The 22,565-nt window shown below is 42.5% G+C and carries 23 protein-coding genes and 2 tRNA genes; 12 read left to right on the top strand and 13 right to left on the bottom strand.

Annotated features, from left to right (window positions below):
* A partial coding sequence (locus OFAG_RS14380; protein WP_020995238.1) for a dTDP-glucose 4,6-dehydratase occupies positions 1–513 on the top strand: 513 nt, incomplete at its 5' end.
* Here the strand turns inward: OFAG_RS14380 and OFAG_RS13030 are convergent.
* The 6 genes from OFAG_RS13030 to OFAG_RS14220 form a co-directional block, all read right to left on the bottom strand.
* A complete protein-coding gene (locus OFAG_RS13030) occupies positions 508–930 on the bottom strand; it encodes a class I SAM-dependent methyltransferase (protein WP_005876245.1) in 423 nt (140 codons plus the stop codon). The genes OFAG_RS14380 and OFAG_RS13030 overlap by 6 nt on opposite strands.
* A 108-nt stretch (positions 931–1,038) precedes the next feature.
* Positions 1,039–1,749, bottom strand: a complete 711-nt coding sequence (locus OFAG_RS10075) for an FkbM family methyltransferase (RefSeq protein ID WP_005876246.1) — start codon at positions 1,747–1,749, stop codon at positions 1,039–1,041.
* A 328-nt stretch (positions 1,750–2,077) separates the two neighbouring features.
* Positions 2,078–2,911: an FkbM family methyltransferase gene (locus OFAG_RS10070; RefSeq protein WP_005876247.1), complete on the bottom strand. Its 834-nt coding sequence runs from the start codon at positions 2,909–2,911 to the stop codon at positions 2,078–2,080.
* A 14-nt stretch (positions 2,912–2,925) separates the two neighbouring features.
* Positions 2,926–4,149, bottom strand: coding sequence for a glycosyltransferase family 9 protein (locus OFAG_RS10065; protein ID WP_005876248.1), 1,224 nt, complete (start codon positions 4,147–4,149; stop codon positions 2,926–2,928).
* Entirely contained in the window at positions 4,142–5,347 is a 1,206-nt protein-coding gene (locus OFAG_RS13495) for a polysaccharide pyruvyl transferase family protein (RefSeq protein ID WP_020995237.1), read from the bottom strand. Before OFAG_RS13495 ends, OFAG_RS10065 begins: the two co-directional genes overlap by 8 nt.
* A gap of 44 nt (positions 5,348–5,391) precedes the next feature.
* Positions 5,392–5,979 (bottom strand): glycosyltransferase family 9 protein, encoded by a 588-nt coding sequence (locus OFAG_RS14220; RefSeq protein ID WP_187138738.1) that lies wholly within the window; start codon positions 5,977–5,979, stop codon positions 5,392–5,394.
* Between the two features lie 240 nt (positions 5,980–6,219).
* Here OFAG_RS14220 and OFAG_RS14215 point away from each other — a divergent pair, with 240 nt between their 5' ends.
* A complete protein-coding gene (locus OFAG_RS14215; RefSeq protein WP_187138739.1) occupies positions 6,220–6,507 on the top strand; it encodes a hypothetical protein in 288 nt (95 codons plus the stop codon).
* A gap of 75 nt (positions 6,508–6,582) precedes the next feature.
* Here OFAG_RS14215 and gmhA read toward each other — a convergent pair whose 3' ends face one another.
* Positions 6,583–7,155, bottom strand: coding sequence for a D-sedoheptulose 7-phosphate isomerase (gmhA, locus tag OFAG_RS10050; protein WP_020995236.1), 573 nt, complete (start codon positions 7,153–7,155; stop codon positions 6,583–6,585).
* 2 nt (positions 7,156–7,157) lie between these two features.
* Positions 7,158–8,621, bottom strand: a complete 1,464-nt coding sequence (locus tag OFAG_RS10045) for a PfkB family carbohydrate kinase (RefSeq protein WP_005876252.1) — start codon at positions 8,619–8,621, stop codon at positions 7,158–7,160.
* Positions 8,622–9,235: 614 nt separating this feature from the next.
* Between OFAG_RS10045 and OFAG_RS10040 the strand changes: the two genes are divergently transcribed.
* From OFAG_RS10040 to OFAG_RS10005, 9 genes are all read left to right on the top strand, one after another.
* The gene (locus OFAG_RS10040) at positions 9,236–9,877 is read left to right on the top strand and encodes a dTDP-glucose 4,6-dehydratase (protein ID WP_051347031.1); all 642 of its coding nucleotides are present in this window, start codon (positions 9,236–9,238) and stop codon (positions 9,875–9,877) included.
* 115 nt (positions 9,878–9,992) lie between these two features.
* Entirely contained in the window at positions 9,993–10,403 is a 411-nt protein-coding gene (locus OFAG_RS10035; protein ID WP_231371695.1) for a sugar 3,4-ketoisomerase, read from the top strand.
* Between the two features lie 24 nt (positions 10,404–10,427).
* Positions 10,428–11,513 (top strand): DegT/DnrJ/EryC1/StrS family aminotransferase, encoded by a 1,086-nt coding sequence (locus OFAG_RS10030; protein WP_005876255.1) that lies wholly within the window; start codon positions 10,428–10,430, stop codon positions 11,511–11,513.
* Between the two features lie 2 nt (positions 11,514–11,515).
* Entirely contained in the window at positions 11,516–12,727 is a 1,212-nt protein-coding gene (locus tag OFAG_RS10025) for a glycosyltransferase family 61 protein (RefSeq protein ID WP_020995233.1), read from the top strand.
* Entirely contained in the window at positions 12,717–13,700 is a 984-nt protein-coding gene (locus tag OFAG_RS13025) for a glycosyltransferase family 2 protein (protein ID WP_020995232.1), read from the top strand. The genes OFAG_RS10025 and OFAG_RS13025 overlap by 11 nt, the downstream gene beginning before the upstream one ends.
* A 17-nt stretch (positions 13,701–13,717) precedes the next feature.
* Positions 13,718–14,902: an ATP-grasp domain-containing protein gene (locus OFAG_RS10015; protein ID WP_005876260.1), complete on the top strand. Its 1,185-nt coding sequence runs from the start codon at positions 13,718–13,720 to the stop codon at positions 14,900–14,902.
* An 11-nt stretch (positions 14,903–14,913) separates the two neighbouring features.
* The gene (locus OFAG_RS10010) at positions 14,914–16,086 is read left to right on the top strand and encodes a Gfo/Idh/MocA family protein (RefSeq protein WP_005876262.1); all 1,173 of its coding nucleotides are present in this window, start codon (positions 14,914–14,916) and stop codon (positions 16,084–16,086) included.
* 330 nt (positions 16,087–16,416) lie between these two features.
* Entirely contained in the window at positions 16,417–16,755 is a 339-nt protein-coding gene (locus tag OFAG_RS13020) for a hypothetical protein (protein ID WP_005876263.1), read from the top strand.
* Positions 16,752–17,258 carry an FkbM family methyltransferase gene (locus OFAG_RS10005; RefSeq protein ID WP_020995230.1) on the top strand — a complete coding sequence of 169 codons (507 nt, stop codon included), beginning with the start codon at positions 16,752–16,754 and terminating at the stop codon, positions 17,256–17,258. The genes OFAG_RS13020 and OFAG_RS10005 overlap by 4 nt, the downstream gene beginning before the upstream one ends.
* Positions 17,259–17,312: 54 nt before the next feature.
* Here OFAG_RS10005 and OFAG_RS10000 read toward each other — a convergent pair.
* The 5 genes from OFAG_RS10000 to mutL form a co-directional block, all read right to left on the bottom strand.
* Positions 17,313–17,388 (bottom strand) — tRNA-Phe (locus tag OFAG_RS10000).
* 59 nt (positions 17,389–17,447) lie between these two features.
* A tRNA-Met gene (locus OFAG_RS09995) sits at positions 17,448–17,524 on the bottom strand.
* Positions 17,525–17,640: 116 nt separating this feature from the next.
* Positions 17,641–18,582 (bottom strand): tRNA (adenosine(37)-N6)-dimethylallyltransferase MiaA, encoded by a 942-nt coding sequence (miaA, locus tag OFAG_RS09990; RefSeq protein WP_005876265.1) that lies wholly within the window; start codon positions 18,580–18,582, stop codon positions 17,641–17,643.
* Positions 18,583–18,859: 277 nt separating this feature from the next.
* Positions 18,860–19,324, bottom strand: coding sequence for a hypothetical protein (locus OFAG_RS09985; RefSeq protein WP_005876266.1), 465 nt, complete (start codon positions 19,322–19,324; stop codon positions 18,860–18,862).
* A gap of 459 nt (positions 19,325–19,783) precedes the next feature.
* Positions 19,784–21,667, bottom strand: a complete 1,884-nt coding sequence (mutL, locus tag OFAG_RS09975; protein ID WP_005876267.1) for a DNA mismatch repair endonuclease MutL — start codon at positions 21,665–21,667, stop codon at positions 19,784–19,786.
* Positions 21,668–21,917: 250 nt separating this feature from the next.
* Here mutL and OFAG_RS09965 point away from each other — a divergent pair, with 250 nt between their 5' ends.
* Positions 21,918–22,565, top strand: coding sequence for a VTT domain-containing protein (locus tag OFAG_RS09965; protein WP_005876268.1), 648 nt, complete (start codon positions 21,918–21,920; stop codon positions 22,563–22,565).

The raw sequence follows: 22,565 nt of genomic DNA, 5'->3' as shown, positions 1-22,565 counted from the left end.
GCCAGCAAGGCGGGATCGGATTTCATTGTCAGGGCCTATCACCATACGTATGGCATGAATGTGACGACGTCAAACTGTTCCAATAACTATGGACCCAAACAGCATAGCGAAAAGCTGATTCCGACCATCATCCGCAAATGTCTGGCAGGAGAGGCGATCCCGGTATATGGGAACGGCCAGAACGTGCGTGACTGGCTGTACGTACTGGATCACTGCAAGGCGATCGACCTGATCTACCATCAGGGAAAATCAGGTGAAACCTACAATGTGGGAGGACATAATGAGCGGCACAATCTTCAGATCGTGCATGCAGTCTGCCGGATACTGGACGAAAAAAAACCGCGAAAAGAAGGGAAATATGCCGATCTGATCAGTTTTGTGACAGATCGGCCAGGGCATGACCTGCGCTATGCCATCGACGCCACCAAACTGACCGAAGAACTCGGCTGGAGGGCGGAGGAGAATTTTGATACCGGCATTGTCAAGACGGTTGAGTGGTATCTGGGATCATAGGTTCCAGTATCCCAGTACTGTTTTGTCGGCATCAGGGTTGCATGGCATGTCGAATTCACGTGGATAGAAATGCTGGCTTGGTAAAAATTCGTAGCTTTCTTTTCGGGCATATAAAACTTCCAGAGCGTAAGGCATAACGAGTGTGTTTGAACATCTCCGTGGGGCGTAGTTGTTACCATGTACGTGTACACATTGATGTGTCTTGTTCAGTTTTTCCAATACCTTACATATTTGTGAATAGCGACGGGGGTTATAGAGGTTGTGAAATTCGAAAACCATTTGCCGAAACTGATTTAATATTTTCTCATCAAGATTGATTAGTGCGTCCCATTCTAATTGTTCTATATCCATTTTAAGAATATCGCGGATGGTACGTAACCGATCTAGCAGTCTGTTTGAACCTATAAATATTCCCATTTTTTTTCTTTCCTTTATTTTATTTATATAAACATGATTAAAGTAAATATTTTATAATTTGCTTTTTTGAAAATAAGTTTATTAAAAAGCAAATTATTAATATTAAGGTTATCCTTCATGAATATATATGGAAATGTTAGGAATGTATTTTTTTGCAAAATTTAAAAGATTTTCTGCGTTTTTGTTTTTGCTGGAATTATGGAACTCGCCACGAATAGCGCGAATTTTCTTTAGGTTATCTGGTTTGGTATTGTATAAGATTTCATATTCAAAACCTTCACAGTCTATTTTTAATAATTTGAGATCCCTTATAGAATATTTTTGAAGAATGTTGTCCAATGAAATTGAATCTACAGTATCAGTTATTCCGGTATTTATGTTTTCATGATTGTCAATTTCTTCTGCAAATGAACCGCCACTATTTCGAATATCGAAATTCATCTTTATTTTTCGCCCGTCTTTTGTGACAGCTTTGTTTTCTGCAAATATAATTCCATCTGGTATTTGATTTAATTTTATGTTTTTGACGAAATTGTCATAATTTCGTTTTACAGGTTCATAAGCATATATTTTCAAAAATGGATACTTTTTCGCAAGATATATAGAAACAATTCCAACGTTTGCACCAATATCAATGACGCAATCTCCTGGAGAAAAAACTATATCTTCAAAGTTATATTCAGAGTTTTTCATTTCACGAGTAACTGCGGGAACGGTATATGAAGTTAAGGTATCCTGAAATAAAAAAGATAAATCTGAAATCGTTGTTTGAAAAATATAATTTTTATCTTTATGGGCGCGGGCGATTATATCGCTCAATTCGTTAATCTTTAACTCAATATTAATGAGCCTTTGTCGTAATTCAGGGAGATTATCGGTTTTATTATCAATGTTTATAAGCCTGTCGTTTAGTTTATTGAGTTTATTTTTTGGGGGGGAACATACTATTCCTTAATGCTGTGTGGTTAAAAAGATTCTGCTATTCTTGTAATAAGAATGGCAGGATAAATATTTTTCATGCAAACGTGCTTTTGTGTATATTTTACTGAGCTTCATTCAGGTTCCTGTATCCCAGAATGATTTCATCGGCATTTGGATTGCTAAACAAAAAAGTTAAAAGAATAAAATAATGTTTTAAGAAGACTATTTATTTTTTCGAGAAGAGAGGCCTGTATACACTCTTGTGAATAAAAATTATATTGCCAACTGTACATGTATATGGAATGTAATCGCGTGATTCCAGTAATTCACAAATATTTTCACCCATATTCAATTGTGTAATTTCAGCGCAAATGACTTTGGGGAAACTTTTACTGAAATCTGCAGATGAAAGAACGCGGTAATCAAGACCTTCAATGTCAATTGATAATAAATCTGGATATACCCCGTTAGCATATTGTCGGATAATATCGTTGATCGTTTTGACTTCAACGGTTTTTACTTCACGGATTTTAAATTCAGGATTTTCCAAAACGAATTTTTCAGCAGTCTTCCTGTCAAACGTATTTCTGCCCGAGTATTCATCGATACAGTAAAATTCAAGATTTCCGGGTTTGTCACTGATTCCAATGTTCAAATTGATATCTCTTGGCCTATGCTCATAAAAAGCGCCAATAAGATTGGGGTTAGCCTCGATATTGATTCCTCTGCTTCCGCGTTTGTAAAGTAATGCGGTGTTAGAAATATTTATCGGATGGTGGGCGCCAATGTCAATATATGATGGATTTTCAATATTTAACAGCCAGAAAATGTTGGCAAAAATCAGGTCTTCTCCATGCTGCGCATAAGTATAAGGGCCAAAAGCTTGGTCAGGATGCCCGCGGTAAATATTATTAGGAATTTGATCGGATAGGGCAGGATCAATTTTTTCTGCAATAGTATGAATCCCATTTTCGATCGAGATTAATCGATCACGAAACTCCTTTTCAAAGCCAATTAACAGATTTCGGGTTTCTTTACTGTATTTGTTGAAAATAGACATATGTTCCTCAAATTTTAATGTTTTATCTGTGATGGGTAATTTTCGCTGTCCAGATTTTTCGTCAACTCGGATATTACGATGTCAGGATGTAAATTTCGCATACAGATTCTTTTATCTGCTTTACGTAAACACTCATCCTGCCAGTTTTTGACAAGCCATTCACATGGAATTGGACATGCTGGACTTCTTATATTGATATTCTCAGAATATCCAAAAAAATCAGGTGATGTAGGCCCAAAAATAACGATGGATTTTCCTCCGTGTAGGGCATGCCTGAAATGAACAAGACCGCCTTCACAATCAATGTGCAGTCGTGCATTCTGCAATAAGCCTCCCAGATCGGGAAGCGAAGTTTTTTCGATCAGGTTGATATCGATCTCATCCATGGTTTCACAACGTGCATGCGATATACCTAACTGAACGATTTTGATACCGGGGAAAATTTCCTTTAGTCTTTTTATCAAATCGTTGTAGTATGAAAGCGGCCATAATTTAATGGAATCTTTTACCTGATCCGTATCAACACCTCGATGTATGGTTATAAATTCTTTCCCTGAAAGACCATATTCATCAAGAATGGTGGTATTGACGGGGATGCCTTTGTACAAATATTTTTCCTCCAGGCCAAGATCGTTTGTTATATCCGGTTGGTTGATCCTTTTTTTGCCAAGATTAATGCATAAATTGGCTGATTCGCCATCACAGAATGGTGCATATTCAAAATATTTCCTGTTTGACTCTTCAAAAAGAAGCTGGTTTTCAATCCATTGTTTCAGTGCAATGTCGTTATGGTATATGCTGATATCAAAATTGGAAGTTATTACTCTTGGAAAACGGATGATTTCAATATAGAGAGCCGGAGCATCTATTGATGGAGCGCTTTCATTGAAGATGTTTTTTGTTATTCCCATGAAGATATAATTCCGGAATGACTTCCCGGAATGTATGATGATATTTTCAGGAGCAATGCGAAATTTCTGTTTGAAGGCGTATATATAATTAGCCGCCACCAGATGATCGCCAAGTCCGCCGGATATTTTGAAAACAATGCTGCCAGGAACCGAGTTTAACTTTTTCTCGCTGGAAAGCGGAGCCTTTTTCCATTTTTGTGGTATGTAAAAAAGACATCGAATTAGGAAAAAGATCAGTTTGAATATAGATATATAAGAGTTGGCACCGTACAATTCATTGTAACGGGACAATTTATATAACAGGGTTGTTTTTAAGTATTCATTCATTGGTTATGCCAAATTTTATTTGGATATCTTTTAATTCGGGGGGGGGGGAGGTGTCGCTTGGCAAACAGATATCCTCTCTGTAGTCTATTCTTGATAATGTCTTGTCAGGAATGTTTTCAGCTATTAATTTAATATAATCCTGAAAGGTTCTGTGTTTATATCGAATCAAATTGGTACTGGATTCTGTTATATAGGAATCGTCAAGATATTTGCGGAATACGTCATCGACTTCTGTTGGTGTGTAATCTGAATTGATGATTTCTGACAGAAATCCCTCGCAGGTATCTGCTCTGATATCGTGTGCAATATTGATGTTGGGTATTCCTAATGATGCCGCTATTCCACATCCGTGAACACGAGTAGACAGAACAAGATCGAATGACCGGTAAATATCAGGATATGCCGAACTGTCATAATGATAGATAACATTTTCCTTTCCAAACAGGTTGACCAATTCGGGTATGTCGTCTATATAATGAGTTATGAATTTGAATTCGATATTTTTGTATTTGTTACGAAGATAACGGGCAATGTCAACGGTAAACCGGAATGTTTTTCCGTCTATTCCTGCAAACGGAACAGTTCTTGTTACTCCAAGAACAATGGCACATTTTTTCAATGTAGTGATTTGTCTTTCGTTTCCGATATCTACGCAATACAATGCAGGGCATGGCATCCAAACGACGTTGTATTTTTTGGCAATATCGTGATCCAGAAGTATTTTGCTACGTACTGTAAACAGATAAGTTTTCTCTATGACTGCTTCCATAGGTGCGTCGATGTTGCCTAGCCAGCCAATACCTAAAATCAATGTGGGCAATTTGTTTTTTAGGATATGTTCAAAGAAGTTAATACATCTGTGCGATATCCATTCAGGGGTTCCTGCAAAAACAGCAAGATCACAAAAGCTTAAATCAGAGTTGAATTTGATACTGTTATCATTAAAACCTATTCTGAGCCAGGCATCATATTTTGTGAAATTGTAATCTTCAGTATAATTATTCGGTAATCTTATATTTCTCAATCCCTGTGTTATTCCATTCATTGGTCTGACATCCGGATTGCGATTGTATATAAGTGAATATAAATTATCGTTACTGAATACTTTTTTGCATAAATTCTGACATCCAAATAGAATAAATTCATCACCCGGGTTCCATTGGCGCGTTGTGTTGTAACAGATAAATTTGTTGGACATTCCTGATTCCTTCTTTTATGAAATACCTTTTTTGTATGGATATCTTATTCGAATTCAATAGTATCTCTTGTAAATTCAATAACCTTTTCGGGAAGCGTATGCTTCGTACAGCCGGAATTTTTACCGGTTTTTATACACGTTTTATACCAATTATCGAAAATCCATTCGCAGCCACCCTCACAATTATTGGTATTCAAGTTTGAATTTTCATCAAACCCCATAAAATTTTTGTCTGTTGGCCCGAAAATAACGCAAGAGGGTTTTCTTGAAATAAAATGCCTTAATATCGGTAAACCGCCTTCCTGTGAAATCAAAAGCCGTGCTCCTTTCAATATCGTCAGCATTTCCCTGAATGATGTTTTTCCAAGCAAATTTATATCCGTATTTTTAACGGTTTTGTGATAAGCTTCTCCGATCTGGATAATCGGAATAGACGGGTTGATTTTCCGGATTTTTTCTATCAGTTCTTCATAATATTCCACAGGCCAGTGCCGGATGTTGTTTTCGTTTCTGAAATGCTTTCCAGATCCCGTTTGGATGACAAGGTACGCATTTTCTTTTATGCCGAATTTCCCAAATGTTTCTTCATCGTTTTCCGGCAAAGGGATATGAAAATCAGTGACTTGTGTCATACTCAGCCTGTTTTCTATGTCGGCCTGATTTTCACGTGTTCTTCCATGTAACAGGGAATAACATCTTCCCAGATAATCTGACTGATACAGGAGAGGATTTTGCAGCTGAAAACGGGAGACTGTTTTCAGGTATTGTTTCAAACGTTCTGACCCCACCTGATCGACTCTTTTTTTGTCGATGTATCGGATTACGGGAAAGCGGGTCAGCGCGATTTCACAATCATAGGTATTCTGTTTTTTGTGGGCGTTAAAAAGTCGATTGATATGTTTTTTCCCTTTCCAGAAGCATTCCGCTGCTTCGAAATGATTATCGACAACGATATCAATGGTGATATTGTTCCCGAAGGTTTTTTTCAGGCAGTAAACATACTTTGCCGCAAAGGCAAAATCGCCGATGCCGGCTTGCGGGATAAAGGCAATGTGTACCGTGTTGTCTTTGAATGTCGAGCGGGGCTTTCTGTATTTGAGCAGGTATTTGATGTTCCAGAAGATGAGTTTGGGTATCACTTTCCCCGGTGTCATTCCTGAACGGTTACGTAATGCACGAATTTTTTCAAGCAGGCTTTCAAGGTACTGTTGCATGATGGGCGCAGCATCTTTATGTCAGGAGAGGGGATAAAGTTTCTTTTCAATCAGGTCGCAGACGATGTGCCCGGTTGCAATATGCAACTCCTGGATATGGGCGGAAGTCTCGGCCGGGACGGGAAGGGCGAAATCGGCAAGTTCTTTCATTGTTCCGCCTTTTTTTCCGACAAGCGCTATCGTTGTAATTTTTTTGGCGCGAGCCGTTTCAAAAGCCTGAATAATGTTTTTCGAGTTGCCGCTGGTGGACAGGCCGAACAATATGTCGCCAGCCTGACCGACGCCTTCCAGCTGTCGGGAAAAAACGGCATCGTAGCCGTAATCGTTTCCGATAGCAGTCAGATTGGAGGTATCGACGGTCAGGGAAATTGCATTGATGGCAGGGCGTTCCAGTTTATAACGGCCGACAAGTTCGGCTGCCAAATGCTGGGATTGTGCGGCGGAACCACCATTGCCACAGAAAATGATTTTCTTTCCATCACGTATGGCGTTTACGCAAATGTCGGCAATCCGGTTTATTTCGCCTGAAAGATTGCCCAGATCAGTGATATGGCCAATCAGTTCGTCAAATTGTTTTTTGATGTATTGCTGCATTTTCAGTTTTTCATTTTTTCAATTAGCGATGTCGTGGAATATCCCTCGAGCCGATCCAGCTCGATGGCTTGTGCGCCATAGCGGATGGCGAATTGTGCTTCCGGCCATTGGTCAAGGGGATAGCCTTCTTTGGCAATTATGTCCGGGCGCAATTTATCAATGAGGGCAAGCGGAGTATCCTCACTGAAAACGATGACGTAATCGACGTATTCCAGGGAAGCTACCAATATGGAACGTGTTTTCTCGTTTTGTATGGGGCGCTCCTTTCCCTTGTAGCGTTTGACAGATTGATCCGAGTTGATGGCGACGATCAGTACATCGCAGTGTTTTCTGATTTGCATGAAAGAACTCAGATGTCCCAGATGGCAACAGTCGAAACAGCCGTTTGTAAATCCAATGATTTTTCCCTGTTCTTTCAGTTTGTCGGTAATTCGTTTCGCCTGTTCCAGTGTGACAATTTTGTTATTCGGGTGAAGATGTCCCATACCCTGTTCACGAGATGTCAGGGATTTTTTCAGTTCATCAACCGATATGGCAGCGGTTCCCAATTTGCCGACAGCAATACCGGCGGCGATGTTGGCCAATTTCATGGCAGTGCCAATTGATGCCCCATAACCAAGTGATGCGCCCAGGGTAGCCAGTGCTGTATCGCCTGCGCCGGATACGTCACAGACTTCCTTGACTTGGGCGGATACTTTTTCCATTTTTATAATGGGAGCGTCTGATACATGAAGCATCCCGTGTTCGCTCAGGGTAATGACAAGATGTTTGATCTTGTATTTCTGGAACAGGCAGGCTGCGCCTTGTGAAATGTCCTGGTGAAAATCCGGTGAAAGCGGATCGTAATTTTTCCCGGTCGCTTCAGAAAACTCTTTCAGGTTGGGTTTGAGCAAAGTCGCGCCGGTATATTTGGAATAGTCATTTCCCTTGGGGTCGATGATGACCTTCTTGTTCAGCTCATGGCATATTTCGATGACTAGAGGGGTCGTAACCGGGGTCAACAATCCTTTGTTGTAATCGGAAACCAGCACGATATCGACACCCTTTATGGCTCTGCGAAGAATTTTCCGGATTCTGGGGAGCAGTGCGGTGATAACCGGCAGAACTTCTTCGTTATCCATCCGGAGAAGATGGTTTGTTTTTGCGACGAAACGGGTTTTGACGATGGTGGGGTAATTTTTCAATTTCAACAAATGGCAATTCGCGCCGGTCGCTGTCAGCAGAGAGGCAATCTTTTGGCCGGCATCGTCATTTCCCACAATTCCGATAAAACTGGTTTGGCAGCCTAACGACGCAAGATTGGCGACGACATTGCCTGCACCCCCTAGCATTTCCACTTTATGGTGAAACCTGAAAACAGGAACTGGCGCTTCCGGAGAAATACGGTTTACATTGCCGTAAACGAATACATCCAGCATGATGTCTCCGATTACCAGTGCTTTCACCTTGGCAAAATCACAAGTCACTATATCTACCCAGATTTCTTTTTTAAATTTGATGTACAGGACTTTCCGGCGATGATAGGTCTTTTAATAAGTATTAATGTTTATTTAATGACTTTTAAAACCTATACAGCGTTTATAATTTGTTGAATTTAAAAGTACTTTTGTTTCGCGTTGAAATTGCGAATAAAAATTTCCAATAAAAGAAAACTATTCAAAGATATTTTGTGATATCATAAAAGCCTGTTTATTATGGAATATTGAAGGATTACTCCATCAGTGGCGATACGGTTAAATGTCAGTTAATACTTATTAACGGACATATATTTGACAGAGCAAATATGTGATTAACAAGAGTTTGGCTTGCGCAGGTAATGTTTCTTGTAGTCAGGCTACTGTCACCGTCTCAGAAGAATTTCTGAAAAAGTTACCCTGATACGGATGGCCTGATGAATCAAGGCCTTTCGTTAAGAATTCAAGCCGCTGTATGTGAATATCCAAGTAAAGAATTCCGTTCTCTTATGCCGGGGATTTCATGAAGTGGCTTGCTATAGATGCCGACAGACCATACGAAACGGGATTGAGGCACTGTCAGACGTGTCTGCCAGGACTGTACGTGGAAAGTACGGTCTTTTGGCGTGATTCATTTTGCAGCAGAAAGCCATGTTGATAATTCCATCAATGGTCCGAGAACATTTATGGAAACCAACATCATGGGGACGTTCAATCTGATCGAAAGCGCCCGCTGTTACTGGATGACAGCGCCTGGTGAATATCGGGAAGGGTGCGAAACCTGTCGTTTTCACCACATATCCACAGACGAGGTCTATGGGACCCTTGGGGAGACGGGCTACTTTGCGGAAACCACTCCGTATGCGCCGAACAGTCCCTATTCAGCCAGCAAGGCGGGATCGGATTTCATTGTCAGGGCCTATCACCATACGTATGGCATGAATGTGACGACGTCAAACTGTTCCAATAACTATGGACCTAAACAGCATAGCGAAAAGCTGATTCCGACCATCATCCGCAAATGTCTGGCAGGAGAGGCGATCCCGGTATATGGGAACGGCCAGAACGTGCGTGACTGGCTGTACGTACTGGATCACTGCAAGGCGATCGACCTGATCTGCCATCAGGGAAAATCAGGTGAAACCTGCAAGGTGGAAGGGCATGGCGAACGTAACAATGTTCAGGTTGTAAAAACGGTTTGTGAATTACTCGATAAAAACAGGTCGCGCAAAAAAGAAAATTGCCGACCTGATTGTTTTTGTTGCTGATTGGCCGGGACATGATTTCGGTATGTGATAAGCGCGCAAACTGAGTGGAGAGACGGGTTGGACGGCTTGGAAAATTTTGAAACGGGAATTGGTAAAAGGGTGGAATGGTATTTAAATGGAAAATGATATGAATTATAAATTGCTTAATTTTAAGGTTTTTGGTGACGCACGCGGGAAGCTGGTGCCAATAGAAAACAATAAAAATATACCATTTGAAATAAAGCGCCTTTTTTATATATATGACACATTGCCGGATGAAGTAAGGGGGTGTCACGCCCATAAGAAATGCGAGCAAATAGTGGTGGCAATAGACGGTTCGTGCCAGTTTTTGCTGGATGATGGTGAAAAACGTGAAAAAATCTGGCTAAACCGGCCTGATGTTGGCCTGTACATAGGGAAAAACATATGGAATGAAATGCATCAGTTTTCGTATGGCTGCAAATTAATGGTCTTGGCTAGCGAATATTATGATGAAGAGGAATATATCAGAAAATACGATGACTTTAAGAAATGGATTTCAAAATAACCTTATCGAGAATGAAAAATTAAAATGATTAAGTTTCTAGATGTTGGAAAAATAAACAAAAGACCGGAAATAAAAAAGAAAATAGATGAGGTCGTTGAATCCGGATATTATATTCTGGGTAAAGAATGTGAATTGTTTGAAAAGAATTTTGCAACATATTGTGGAACAAGGTATGCCGTTGGCGTTGCAAACGGGCTGGATGCCTTGCGTTTGATAATCAAGGCTTATGGTTTTTCAAACAATGATGAAATAATCGTGCCGGCCAATACCTACATTGCATCGATTTTGGCTATTTCGCAGAATGGATGCAAACCTGTATTGGTTGAGCCGGATATCAGCACTTACAACATAAATCCGGATCTGATTGAGGAAAATATAACTTCCAAAACAAAAGCAATAATGGTGGTTCATTTGTATGGAAGGGCAGTTCAAATGGAAAGGATTTATGAAACGGCCCGGAAATATAATTTGAAGATTATTGAAGATTCCGCTCAGGCTCATGGCGCATTTTACAACAATAAAAGGGTAGGTAATCTGGGAGACGCCAGTGGGTTTTCTTTTTACCCGGGAAAGAATTTGGGATGTCTGGGTGATGGGGGATGCATTACAACAAACGATGGTTTTTTGGCAGATCGGCTCCGTGCAATAAGAAATTATGGATCTCTTGTAAAGTACCACAATAAATATCAGGGTGTTAATTCGCGGTTGGATGAGCTGCAGGCAGGGATCCTTAATGTCAAATTGAAATATCTTGATTCCGATAATGAAGCGCGCAGGAAAATAGCAAAGCTCTACAGAACTGAAATAAAAAATCCATTGCTTGTTTTGCCTGAAGTAGAAGACGAGTTGTCCCATGTATGGCATTTGTTTACCGTGAGAACCGCAAACAGGGACGGATTTCAGAAGTATTTGCAGGAAAACGGTATAGAGACGGTTATTCATTATCCTGTTCCGCCCCACAAACAGCCATGTTATGGCGAGTTCGGTAATATGCATTTTCCGCTTACAGAAGAAATACATCGTACTATTATCAGTTTGCCGATTTCGCAGGTAATGAGTCTTGACGATGCGGGAAGAGTGATTGAAGTGTGTAATGCCTACAAAGGGTGATTATGAAGTTATCTGACAAGTTGAAACTGTGGTATACCCGTAGAAAACGTTACCGGGCTATTACGATTGATGATTTCGCGCGTAATAATCTTCTGGACAGTAAAGTCTGTCTTGACGCAGAACAGAGAAAGATTTATGAGGACAATACCTTTTTTTATCCATTATCTCAAGATATCTGTGTGGATATAAGATATGAAAGTCCCGAATGTGCAATTTACCGCTTGAATAATGTTTCGGTTGTCGGGCGCTGCGAAGCTATTTTTAAAGATGGCTACATGATTCATCAGGGAAATTTTAATCCAGCCAAGCATATTTCAATGCTGGAGAAAATGAAGAGAGTCCGGTTTTTGCCAGGTTTTCAGGAATGCAGGCTCCGTCAAAGAAAAATCGGTAGAAAAATAAAAAAGGGCATTGTTCTTTTTGATGGTGATTCCGGAAATTATTCCCATTTTCTGTGTAACATCGTATCACGGTTGATCATTTCAAACCAGTATCCGGAATTTGATGATTTTCCGATATTGATTGATGAATATATCGGGCACAGACTGATAGATATCGTTATCAGATTCAATACGAAAAATAAAGAAATTATTCTGGTCAATGAGGCCGAAATGGTGGAAGTGGAAGATATGGTATATGTTTCATTTCCCCACTTCATCTTTTCCGACTTCAGGAGGGATGAATACAATAACGTCAACGATTCCTACAGGCTTTCCGGGAAGGCGATGGAGCTTGTTCACCGCGAAGCACTAAGGATTATCAAACCCGAAAATTGGCGCAGCAGGAAGGTATATCTGTACCGGGATAATTTCGTTCGTTCGGGTATTCAATACAACAGCAGAAACTTAATCAATCAGGAAGATATTGTTCATTATCTTCGGAAAAAGGGTTTTCTTGTGGTTAATCCTGCTGAGTTGGATTTCAGGGAGCAGGTAAATCTGATGCGTAATGCAGAAGTTGTTGTATCACCAGTCGGATCGGCTTTGGCCAATATGATTTTTGCTGACAAGAAAACCAAATTCATAACGCTTGCCGGTCATTATGAGGGAGCAGATTATTCATTCTGGACTGACTTCGCCTGTGCTCTTAATATAGATCTGTATTATGTTCTCGGTCGTCAGCTTATCAGTAAGGCAAATGCAAGAAAAATGCATAACAGTTATTTTGTAGGGATTAACTTGATTGAAGAATGCCTAGAAAGATATGATGCCTGATTCTCCGGTAATATCCGTTATAATTTCATCATACAATCATGAAAATTATATTAAGGATACCATAAGATCAATTATAAGACAGACTTATAAAAATCTGGAATTGATTGTTATTGATGATGGTTCAAAAGATAAAACTTGGGAAAGGATAAATGATCTTCGCGCTGTTTGTGAAGAGCGGTTTTTGAGAGTTATTTTCAAAAAACAGGAAAACAAAGGGACCTGTACAACCATGAATGAGCTGATATCGCTATCAGCGGGTGAATACACGTTCGGAATTGCTTCTGATGACGTTGCTGATGAAAGAGCGATTGAGCTTTTTTATAATTTTCTTTCTGAAAACAAAGAGTATGCCCTTGTGGTGGGAGAAAACAAGTTAATTGATGCTGATGGATGTATATGTTACTGGGATAAAAACAGGAATATTACTTATGACAGGGAAACTGCGGAATATACATCCTTTTCATCCTATCTCGAAAGGGTAAACAGTGCTGGCATTACGTTTGACAGTGAACTTTTTGGAACTTATGAAACCCTTATGTTGGGTAATTACATTCCTAATGGTTATCTTGTCAGGAAGGCCATATACGAACTTATAGGGCAATACCACACTGAAGCGCCTTTGGAAGATTACTGGCTGATGCTGCAATTGTCAAAATATGCCAGGATGAAATTTATCCGGGAAACCACTTTTTATTATAGATGGCATGCTTCCAACACCATAAAGAATGTTTCCAGAGTGCAGGACATGACACGAAGAACTTACCAGTGTGAATGCAAGCTTCTTCTTTCTGAAAAACACAAGGCACTTTTCCAGCGCACAATACAGTATCTCGAAAGGCATTATAAAAAAATGCTGCTTAGTCTCGGTTTTTTTGAAATTTATAAGACGAGATCGCTGGAATACAAATACATGTGTATTAAGATTAAAAATACGGTTTTTAAATTCAAATATAAAAAATATTATATTTTTTGAAAAGAATAAATTGAGATATGAAGAATACAGAGAGATGGGTTCTGTGTGTAGGCAGCAGTTTCAGCGCGGTTCCGATTTATTTTATTTTAAAAAAATACGGTTTTAAGGTTGCTGTTTGTGGAAATGAAAAAAATGATCCATGCCATCAATATGCAGATAAATCGTTTTTTATAGACTATTCTGATGAAGATGAATTGTTGAAACTTGTTCAGGAAGAAAAATTTGAATACATAGTACCTACCTGTAATGACTCCGCATATGTTTCGTCGGCAAAGGTTGCTCACATAGCAGGCTATCCCGGTTTTGACAATCCTGAAAACGTATCCATTCTTCATACCAAGAATGAGTTCCGGGCTTTTACTGAAAAATTTAATATCGATGCTCCTAAATCTGTCAGATTAAATCTTAAGTTTCCCCGGGATAATATAGGTTTGGATTATCCGCTTATTGTCAAGCCTGTTAATGTTTCCGGGGGACGTGGCGTCAGTAAAGTGGAGAATGAAAAAGATTTAACGTCATCATTGGAAACTGCAGCTTCCTTTTCCGATACTGATACGATTGTCATAGAAGAATTCAAGGAAGGAACTTTACACAGTCACTCTGCATTTGTAAAAGACGGCAAGTTGTTTACTGATTTTTTTGTCGATGAGTTTTGTACAGTTTATCCTTGGCAGGTTAATTGCTCGAATTATCCTTCCAACATATCGGAAAGTACAAGAAATCTTGTCAGGAAAAACATTGAAAAACTGGTTGAGACTCTGGAAATTGTTGATGGGTTGCTGCATATCCAATTTATACTGGATAAAAATGGCAAAGATGTATGGCTGGTGGAGTGCATGAGGCGGGCACCCGGCGACCTGTACGGCAAGTTGATTGAACGTGCCACAGGTTTTGACTATTTTGATGCCTATGTACGGCCATTTATTGGTAAAGAGTTGAATCAGCCTTATTCAAAAAAGAAAGAAAAATTCTATGGAAGGCACACTATTTCGGTTTCAAAGCCAGTAGTCTATTTCAGTTTTGTAAATAACTTGCCGGCAAAAAATCTGGAAACCGTAATGCTTAAAAATAGTGGAATGATGTTGGGCGTCGCTCCATTTGATAAGTTAGCTATAGTTTTTTCGGAATTTGATGAGGGAAGTTCTCTGTTCCAGACAACACCACATATGGACAAGTTTATAACTATTAATACTATGGAGTGAAAGTGAGCAGAATGAAAGATTCATTGATCGGGAATGCGGGATACGGGGAATCACATACAAAACCATTAAAGTTGGCTTTTATTGGGGGGGCAGTTAATTCGGCTGTTGGAAGGGTCCATCAGGTTGCTGTTTCTATGGATGAGAGATTTGAGCTTGTCGCTGGTGTTTTCAGTCGAGATGCACAGCAAAATTTATTGACTGCGAAAAAATATAATATTTCAGTTGACCGTGCCTATAGCGATGTGGAACAGTTGCTCGGGAAGGAAAAAGGGAATGTTGATGCGGTTGTTATTATGACTCCCCAGGATCAACATTTACCTCATATCCTTCAATGTGTGGAGGCTGGAGTACCTATTATCTGTGAAAAAGCATTGGTGCCTGATGTCGATAGCGCTATTCGGATCCAGGATAAATTGGGTGAACAGAGTGGCTATTTGGCTGTGACTTATAACTATACAGGCTACCCTATGATCAGAGAAATGAGGCAGATGATTCAGAGCGGTAAACTGGGAAAGATACAGCAGATTCTGTTGGAGATGCCGCAAGAAGGGTTTGGTAAAGTTACCAACGAAAAACAGCCTATTGTTCCTCAGAAATGGCGTCTTTATGATGATTACATACCTACTGTTTCTCTGGATTTAGGTATTCATTTGCATATGATGGGATTGTTTTTGACCGGAAAGAAAGCATGTGAAGTAACATCATTATCCAGAACTTATGGAAACTTTAATGAAGTTATTGACAATGTTTCTTCGCTGGTGAAATTTGAAGATGATGTTACGGGGCATGTATGGTACGGTAAAACAGCAATGGGTTACCGAAACGGTTTGAAGGCTCGTATTTTCGGAAGTAATGGTTCACTGGAATGGATACAGGAAAAGCCGGAATATTTGTTTTATGCTGATAATAAAGGAAACAGATATATTATTGACAGAGGCAGTCCGGATGTGGAAGTAGCGACACAGGAACGTTATCAACGCTTTAAAGTAGGGCATCCTGCAGGATTTATAGAAGCGTTCTCAAATTATTATTATGATGTAGCAAATGATCTGGAAAATTATCTTGCCGGTAAAAAAGTGAAAAATGAATACGTTTTCGGAGTAGAAGAGTCGATTGATGGATTGAATTTCTTGAAAGCCATTTCACGTTCAACTAGATCGGGTAAGTGGGAAAAAGTAAGCTAGTGTAAAAAGTATTCAAGGTATACGGAATACATGAGCAATATTTTTTAGGGATTATACTATTATGACGGAATCACGGAATCACATTATACCATAGAATATATAACAAAAGAGATATTTTATGCTTTATAGAATTATTTCTGGAAGAAAATAAAAAATCAAAATATATAATGGGAAGAAATTTTTATGCTTCCTCGTTGTTAAAGTGCTTGAATGTTGATGGAACTATTGATGATTTCAGTGAAGAAGAGTTCTTTTTCGGAAAGAGAATATATAAAGCTGAATGGGTAGATAAGGATAGTTTGATAGTCGTTGCATCGGGGGGGTGCAACAATGAAAGTTCTGGAAAAACTTGGAAATGTGGGGTATAAGTACGTTCTGGACTATTTTGCTTTTTTTGGTAATACAGCTTTTGATTTGCCAAAAATTTTTCTAAACGAAAATTTTTCGCATGAATATATTAATAATAAACTTCAGTTTGATTACATATATTCTATTTTGGGAGATGATCTTTCAAAACTGATATTCAGTAAGCTGATATATTTTAAAAATACCTATGATATAGGTTATCTGGTTGGTTTTGAAAATAATGAGAGCGGTCAGTATTTCGATTTTCCTCTTGCTATTGAGGGTATTCCACCTTTGTGGATGTGGGTGGATACGATGGCATGACAACCCTTGGTTTTATAAAGAGGTGCCCTTCCTACAAAAAAGTTTATTTTTTTGAACCTGAAAGCGATAACTACCGGCTGGCGAAAGTTAATCTGGCGGATAAAAGGAATATACAGCTTATCAATAAAGGATGTTCTTTAAAAAATGATACGGCTTATCTGGTTGCTGATAAAGATATTTCAGTAGTTTCCAGTGAGGGCGATCAGAGGATCGAACTGGTTGCATTAGACAGTGTTATTTTGGAGGATGAAAATATCCTGATAAAAATGGATATAGAAGGAGCTGAATATGAAGCTATTCTTGGTTGCATGAACATTATAAAAAAATGTAATCCAACTCTTGCTGTTTCCGTTTATCATTCAGTGAGCGATTTCTGGAGAATCCCTTTTCTTGTTTTAAGCATAAATCCGAATTATAAATTGTTTGTCAGACATTACACTGAGACTGTATATGAAACGGTTATGTATTTTGTACCGAATGAAAAACTGCTTCTGAATAGTTGAATTTTCCATAAAAACAACCTCTCAATTATTCTGGATAATTGAGAGGCATGTATATGGTGGCCCGGGGCGGAATCGAACCACCGACACAAGGATTTTCAGTCCTCTGCTCTACCAACTGAGCTACCAGGCCAATCTTGGCATTATAGCAGGCTTTTTGATAATTCAAAAACCGCTATAACGATTTGTTTTTGGTGGTGATAGGTGGACTTGAACCACCGACCCCAGCATTATGAGTGCTGTGCTCTAACCGGCTGAGCTATATCACCAAGAAGCCTGCTATTCTGAGGGGTTTGCCCCGAATTGTCAAGCGGATTTTCTTCTGAATGTGGCATGTTGGCGAAAGGGTTTTCTCTCGGAAAGGCGGGTTTGCTGTACCCGTTTTCTACCGTGTCAAATTGTCAATACAGGCCATGACCTGACGAGTGGCGTCCGGCGCCAGACAGTCGATGGTTATTCTGTCAGGCATGGAACGCAGCCAGGTCAGTTGCCGTTTCGCAAGCTGTCTGGTGGCGGCAATGCCTTTGTCCCGCAAGGTCTTTCTGTCGAATTCGCCATCGAGGTATTGCCATGTCTGGCGATAGCCGACACAGCGCATGGAGGGCATGCCCGGATGGAGGTCGTCGCGGCTGCGCAAGTGGGCCACTTCTTCAATCAGCCTGTCGTTTTCAAGCATTTGGTCGAACCGGTGTGCAATGCGTTCATGCAGTTTGCTCCGGTCGGAAGGTTCCAGCGCAATCGGGATGAGACGAAAGGGGAGGCGGGTTTGTTTCTCGCCGGAGTGGAATGTTGAGAGCGGTTTTCCTGTCAGTTCGATGATTTCCAGGGCACGCTGGATGCGTTGGGAATCGTTCGGTTTCAATCGTCGGGCCGTTATCGGGTCCAGTTCAGCCAGTCTTTTATGCATGGCGGGCCATCCCGTTCGGGCGGCTTCTTCGTCCAGTCTGGCCCGAATGGCCGGGTTGGCTGGGGGCAGCTCATCGAGACCGCCTGTCAGTGCTTTGAAGTAAAGCATGGTGCCGCCGGCCAGCAAGGGTAGTTTTCCGCGTTGCTGTATTTCCGATATAAGCTGTAAAGCCTCTTTGCGGAACCGGGCAGCGGAATAGGCTTCGGCCGGATCGATGATGTCGATGAGATGGTGGGGAACCGCTGCCTGTTCTTCTTTTGTCGGTTTGGCTGTTCCGATATCCATCCCGCGGTAAACGAGAGCCGAATCGACCGAGACGATTTCGGACGGGATATGGCGGGCGATTTCAAGGGCCGCCGCCGTTTTTCCGGAGGCGGTCGGGCCCATGATAGCGATGACAGGTTGGCTTGTTTCCCTCATGGCGTCAGTTATTCAGGGTATCGGGATGTCAGGTGAACGATTTGTTGGGGGTTAATGCCGGGTGCGCAAGCAGGGCTGTCTGGCTCCGTCCGGTTGCGTCTGTATTATCGCAGACGATTTGCCTTGTTCATCTACAGAGAAGGCAGGGATAGGTTTTTTCACGTTTCCGATGGGGTTGAGGCCAGGGTACCGGTTTCGGTTAATGCCGGACACAGGGTTTTATCTCGATCGGCTACGGGCATGGCAGAAAGCCGGTACAGCGACAAATGGCACAATCTTATTTTTTCAGCAGGTTTTTTAACAGATCGCTGCCCCGATTTGTTTGCGTTCCGGTATTCGGGGACAGCAGGGAGCTGGAGAGGACGTTTTTTGCCTGCGCCCTGATCTGGTCGCGGATCATTTGGGAACTCATTGAGGAGACGGCGTCCTGAAGGCCGGTTGACGGTTCATGCAAGGCAACCTGGAGGGCTTCCTTGCTGCAAGTGGAAGTCGTCAGCCTTACGAGAAGGCTTTTTGTTTTCTGGTCTACTTCCTGTGTTTTCGCAGCCGGAATGGCGGCAATGGATTTGGCGGCACTGGTTTTGCCCAGAGTGACAAATGCCCATTGGGTCAGGGTGGTTTTGTCTTCAGAGGTGGCGTTTTTATAGAGACATTCACCCAGAGCGGTCGCATAATCGCCGGCAAAGGCCGATCCACAAGCGATGAGTCCGGCCAGGGTGAGGGTGACCAGTTTGGTGTTCATTCCTGTTTTCCTTTCTTGCTGATATGTTTTAATGCTTAATGTTGTGTGGTTTTCCTGTTGTTTCATTTTACAGGCTGTCCCGGGCTTTCGGGGCGGATGTTTTTGCGCTTTTTCGGGTCTTGAAAAGAATTTTCCGGTTTGTTGTGTCAATCGGATGGATGGGGTTATCCGGGGATACGCCCAAACCGGTTTTTCCTGTATGGCGTAAGGTTGAAAGGCGTTTTTTCCGGCTTCGTTGGAGACAGGGGAAAAGATAACCGGATTCCGCTAGCCGGTTGTGCCTTTTTTCCGGAATACCGGACATGGAAAATGCGGGGTTACCGAAACGGGTATGCGTATTTCTCCGGTAATGTTGATCGCTGGATATTTCCCACCATTTTTCAGGCGAAATAACCATGCCGTAGTATGTCGGATCAGCGGTATTCCTTGCTTTCCCGGCAGAAAAAATCGGAAAAGGCACTACTGCCCGCGCATGAAAAGCGCATCGAGTTCGGAGAGTGCCAGTTGTGTCCAGGTTGGCCTGCCGTGGTTGCACTGGTCGGCGCGTTCGGTTTTTTCCATCTGGCGCAAGAGGGCGTTCATTTCCGGTATGGTCAGTGTCCGGTTGGCCCGGACGGCGTTGTGGCAGGCGACGGTCGCCAGCAGTTCGTTTCTTTTTTCACGGGTGACGCTGGAAGTCCCGTATTCGTGAAGATCGCGCAGGACATGGCGGATGGCAGTGGCGATATCGGCCTGTTTCAACAGGACAGGAACTGTCCGGATGGCGATGGTTTCGGGCGACAGGGCAGAAATGTCGAATCCCAGTTCCAGTAGCGTTTCGCGATTTTCAAGGGCGGTGCCGGCTTCGACTTCGCCGACTTTCAGTGTGAGCGGGATCAGGAGCGACTGGGTTTCCAGCGTTTTTTCGTCCAGAGCGGTTTTGAGTTTTTCATAAACGATCCGTTCGTGGGCGGCATGCATGTCTACCAGGACAAGGCCTTTCCTGTTTTGGGCAAGGATGTAGATGTCATGCAATTGCGCCAGCGCAAAACCGAGCGGAAAATCGTCAATTTCTCCGGATTTCTGGCTGCCGGTTTCAGCAAGCGCGGGCGCTGTGCCGGAGGGAATGTCCGGGTTTTGTATTTGAAGAGGCCGTTTTTCTTCTGTCTGGCGTAAGGTGTCCCTGAAGAGGGCGCCGTACGATTCCGTTTTCTGTTCGATGCGGTAAGCGGCCGGAGGTGGGGCGCTTCTCCATGAAACAGGGCCGCGAGGGGGAGACGGTGACCTTATGGAAGAAGGGCGCTCTTCTCCGGTCGTTTCCGGTTCGGGTTCCATAGGGCGCGCCAGTATCCGGCTGATGGAGTGATAAATGAATTGGTGGATCGCGCGACTGTCGCGGAACCGGACTTCGATTTTGGCCGGGTGGACATTGACATCGACGCGGGAGGGTTCCAGTTTCAGGTAAAGGAGGTAAACAGGATAGCGATTGCCGTGGAGAACGTCTTCATAAGCGGCTCTGACGGCATGGGTCAGCAGCCGGTCGCGGACGAAACGGCCATTGACGTAAAAATACTGCATGTCTCCGCGTGTTCTGGAAGCGGTCGGCAATCCGATGAAACCGGTTAATGAAAGCCTGTCGCTGTCTTCGCCGGCGGCCAGATCGACAGGAAGCAGGGATTGGGAAAACGCTTCGCCCAGAATCTGGTTGCAACGCTGGGACAAGTTATCGGCCTGGTATTGGGCCGTGACTTTTCCATTGTGCATCAAGGTGAACCGGATGCCGGGCCGGGCGAGGGCGATGCGTCGTACGATCTCGGCGCAATGGCCGTATTCGGTTTGTTCCGATTTGAGAAATTTGCGCCGTGCCGGTGTGTTGGCGTACAACTCGTGAACGTCAACGGCAGTTCCCTTAACGCCAGAACAGGGGGTCAGGGTTTTTGAAGGATCGTTTCCCCGGATTTGCCAGGCGTGGGGTTGTTCGGATGTTCTCGATTGCAGCGTTACCTCGGCAACGGAGGCAATGGAGGCCAGCGCTTCGCCACGGAACCCCAGTGTGGAGACATTTTCGAGATCGTTCAGACTGGCAATTTTGGAGGTGGCATGCCGCGTCAATGCCAGCTGAAGCTGGTCAGGAGCAATACCGCAGCCGTTGTCGCTGACGGCAATGCGCTTGATGCCTCCGTTTTCCAGCCGGATGTCGATTTGGGTCGCGCCGGCATCGACCGCGTTTTCCAGCAGTTCCTTGACGACAGCGGATGGACGTTCGACGACTTCACCTGCCGCAATCTGCGAGATAAGGGTATCGGACAGCAGCTGGATGGTTCGGGTTTGCGATGAAACGGGTTGGAGGGACTGGGTTTCCATAGCAGTTTATTGTTCCATAACATATCATTATATCGTATGGTGATGAGGAAGGCGGAAACAGGCTGCCGGAAAAGAGTAAAATGGGGGATGAACGGATTGGCAAAAATCGTAGTTGCCTCTGTTCATCCGCATTGGAATGAGCGGTTTTTGTTTTATCGTCTGAAGAAAAACGCCAAACCAGGTGACTTTGGCTTTTTAAAGTGTTTTTTCTTTTATACTCGCTAGACCTGTTTTTGTATTTTGAGTCGTCATGGATTTTATGCAATTACTCGACGTGATTTTGCACGTTGATAAAGCGCTCGGTTCGATTATTTCCCAATATGGCACCTGGGTTTATGTCGTGCTGTTTGCCATTGTTTTTTGTGAGACGGGTCTGGTGGTCGCGCCTTTCCTGCCGGGCGATTCGCTTCTTTTCATTGCCGGAGCGTTTTGTGCGACCGGCGCAATGAATGTGGAATTGCTGATGGCGCTTCTGATTATTGCCGCCGTGACGGGAGACAATCTCAATTACTGGATCGGCCGGAAAATCGGACGCGCTGTTTTCACGAAAGACTATCGCTGGATCGACAAGAAAGCGCTTCATCACACGCATGTGTTTTTTGAAAAGCACGGTGGAAAAACGATCACGATGTGCCGTTTTTTGCCGCTGGTGCGGACTTTCGCGCCTTTTGTCGCCGGTGTGACCGAAATGAATCTGATAAAATTCCAGATTTACAATGTTGTGGGCGCTGTAGTCTGGGTGGTCGGTCTGGTGCTGGGAGGGTATTTCTTCGGCAATATTCCCATTATCCGGGATCATCTGAATACGATTGTGCTTTTGGGGGTGGGCGCCGCGATTATTCCGATTATTCTTGGCGGTCTCTGGAAGCTTTTCCGGAAAACCGTGCGTTCCCATTAA

It is taken from the genome of Oxalobacter paraformigenes, assembly GCF_000158475.2.
Taxonomy (GTDB): domain Bacteria; phylum Pseudomonadota; class Gammaproteobacteria; order Burkholderiales; family Burkholderiaceae_D; genus Oxalobacter; species Oxalobacter paraformigenes.
The sequence above is the reverse complement of the archived record's forward strand: the minus strand, read 5'-3'. Positions and strand labels throughout refer to the sequence as shown.

Bases quoted from the DNA above. Each gene is read 5' to 3' on its own strand.
- OFAG_RS13025 (WP_020995232.1), top strand. From the start codon at position 12,717: ATGATGCCTGATTCTCCGGTAATATCCGTTATAATTTCATCATACAAT.
- OFAG_RS10005 (WP_020995230.1), top strand. From the start codon at position 16,752: ATGACAACCCTTGGTTTTATAAAGAGGTGCCCTTCCTACAAAAAAGTT.
- OFAG_RS13030 (WP_005876245.1), bottom strand. From the start codon at position 930: ATGGGAATATTTATAGGTTCAAACAGACTGCTAGATCGGTTACGTACC.
- OFAG_RS10015 (WP_005876260.1), top strand. From the start codon at position 13,718: ATGAAGAATACAGAGAGATGGGTTCTGTGTGTAGGCAGCAGTTTCAGC.
- OFAG_RS10070 (WP_005876247.1), bottom strand. From the start codon at position 2,911: ATGTCTATTTTCAACAAATACAGTAAAGAAACCCGAAATCTGTTAATT.
- OFAG_RS13020 (WP_005876263.1), top strand. From the start codon at position 16,417: ATGAAAGTTCTGGAAAAACTTGGAAATGTGGGGTATAAGTACGTTCTG.
- OFAG_RS10025 (WP_020995233.1), top strand. From the start codon at position 11,516: ATGAAGTTATCTGACAAGTTGAAACTGTGGTATACCCGTAGAAAACGT.
- OFAG_RS10030 (WP_005876255.1), top strand. From the start codon at position 10,428: ATGATTAAGTTTCTAGATGTTGGAAAAATAAACAAAAGACCGGAAATA.
- OFAG_RS10010 (WP_005876262.1), top strand. From the start codon at position 14,914: ATGAAAGATTCATTGATCGGGAATGCGGGATACGGGGAATCACATACA.
- OFAG_RS10065 (WP_005876248.1), bottom strand. From the start codon at position 4,149: ATGAATGAATACTTAAAAACAACCCTGTTATATAAATTGTCCCGTTAC.
- OFAG_RS09985 (WP_005876266.1), bottom strand. From the start codon at position 19,324: ATGAACACCAAACTGGTCACCCTCACCCTGGCCGGACTCATCGCTTGT.
- OFAG_RS14220 (WP_187138738.1), bottom strand. From the start codon at position 5,979: ATGACACAAGTCACTGATTTTCATATCCCTTTGCCGGAAAACGATGAA.
- miaA (WP_005876265.1), bottom strand. From the start codon at position 18,582: ATGAGGGAAACAAGCCAACCTGTCATCGCTATCATGGGCCCGACCGCC.
- gmhA (WP_020995236.1), bottom strand. From the start codon at position 7,155: ATGCAGCAATACATCAAAAAACAATTTGACGAACTGATTGGCCATATC.
- OFAG_RS13495 (WP_020995237.1), bottom strand. From the start codon at position 5,347: ATGTCCAACAAATTTATCTGTTACAACACAACGCGCCAATGGAACCCG.
- OFAG_RS10035 (WP_231371695.1), top strand. From the start codon at position 9,993: ATGGAAAATGATATGAATTATAAATTGCTTAATTTTAAGGTTTTTGGT.
- OFAG_RS09965 (WP_005876268.1), top strand. From the start codon at position 21,918: ATGGATTTTATGCAATTACTCGACGTGATTTTGCACGTTGATAAAGCG.
- mutL (WP_005876267.1), bottom strand. From the start codon at position 21,667: ATGGAAACCCAGTCCCTCCAACCCGTTTCATCGCAAACCCGAACCATC.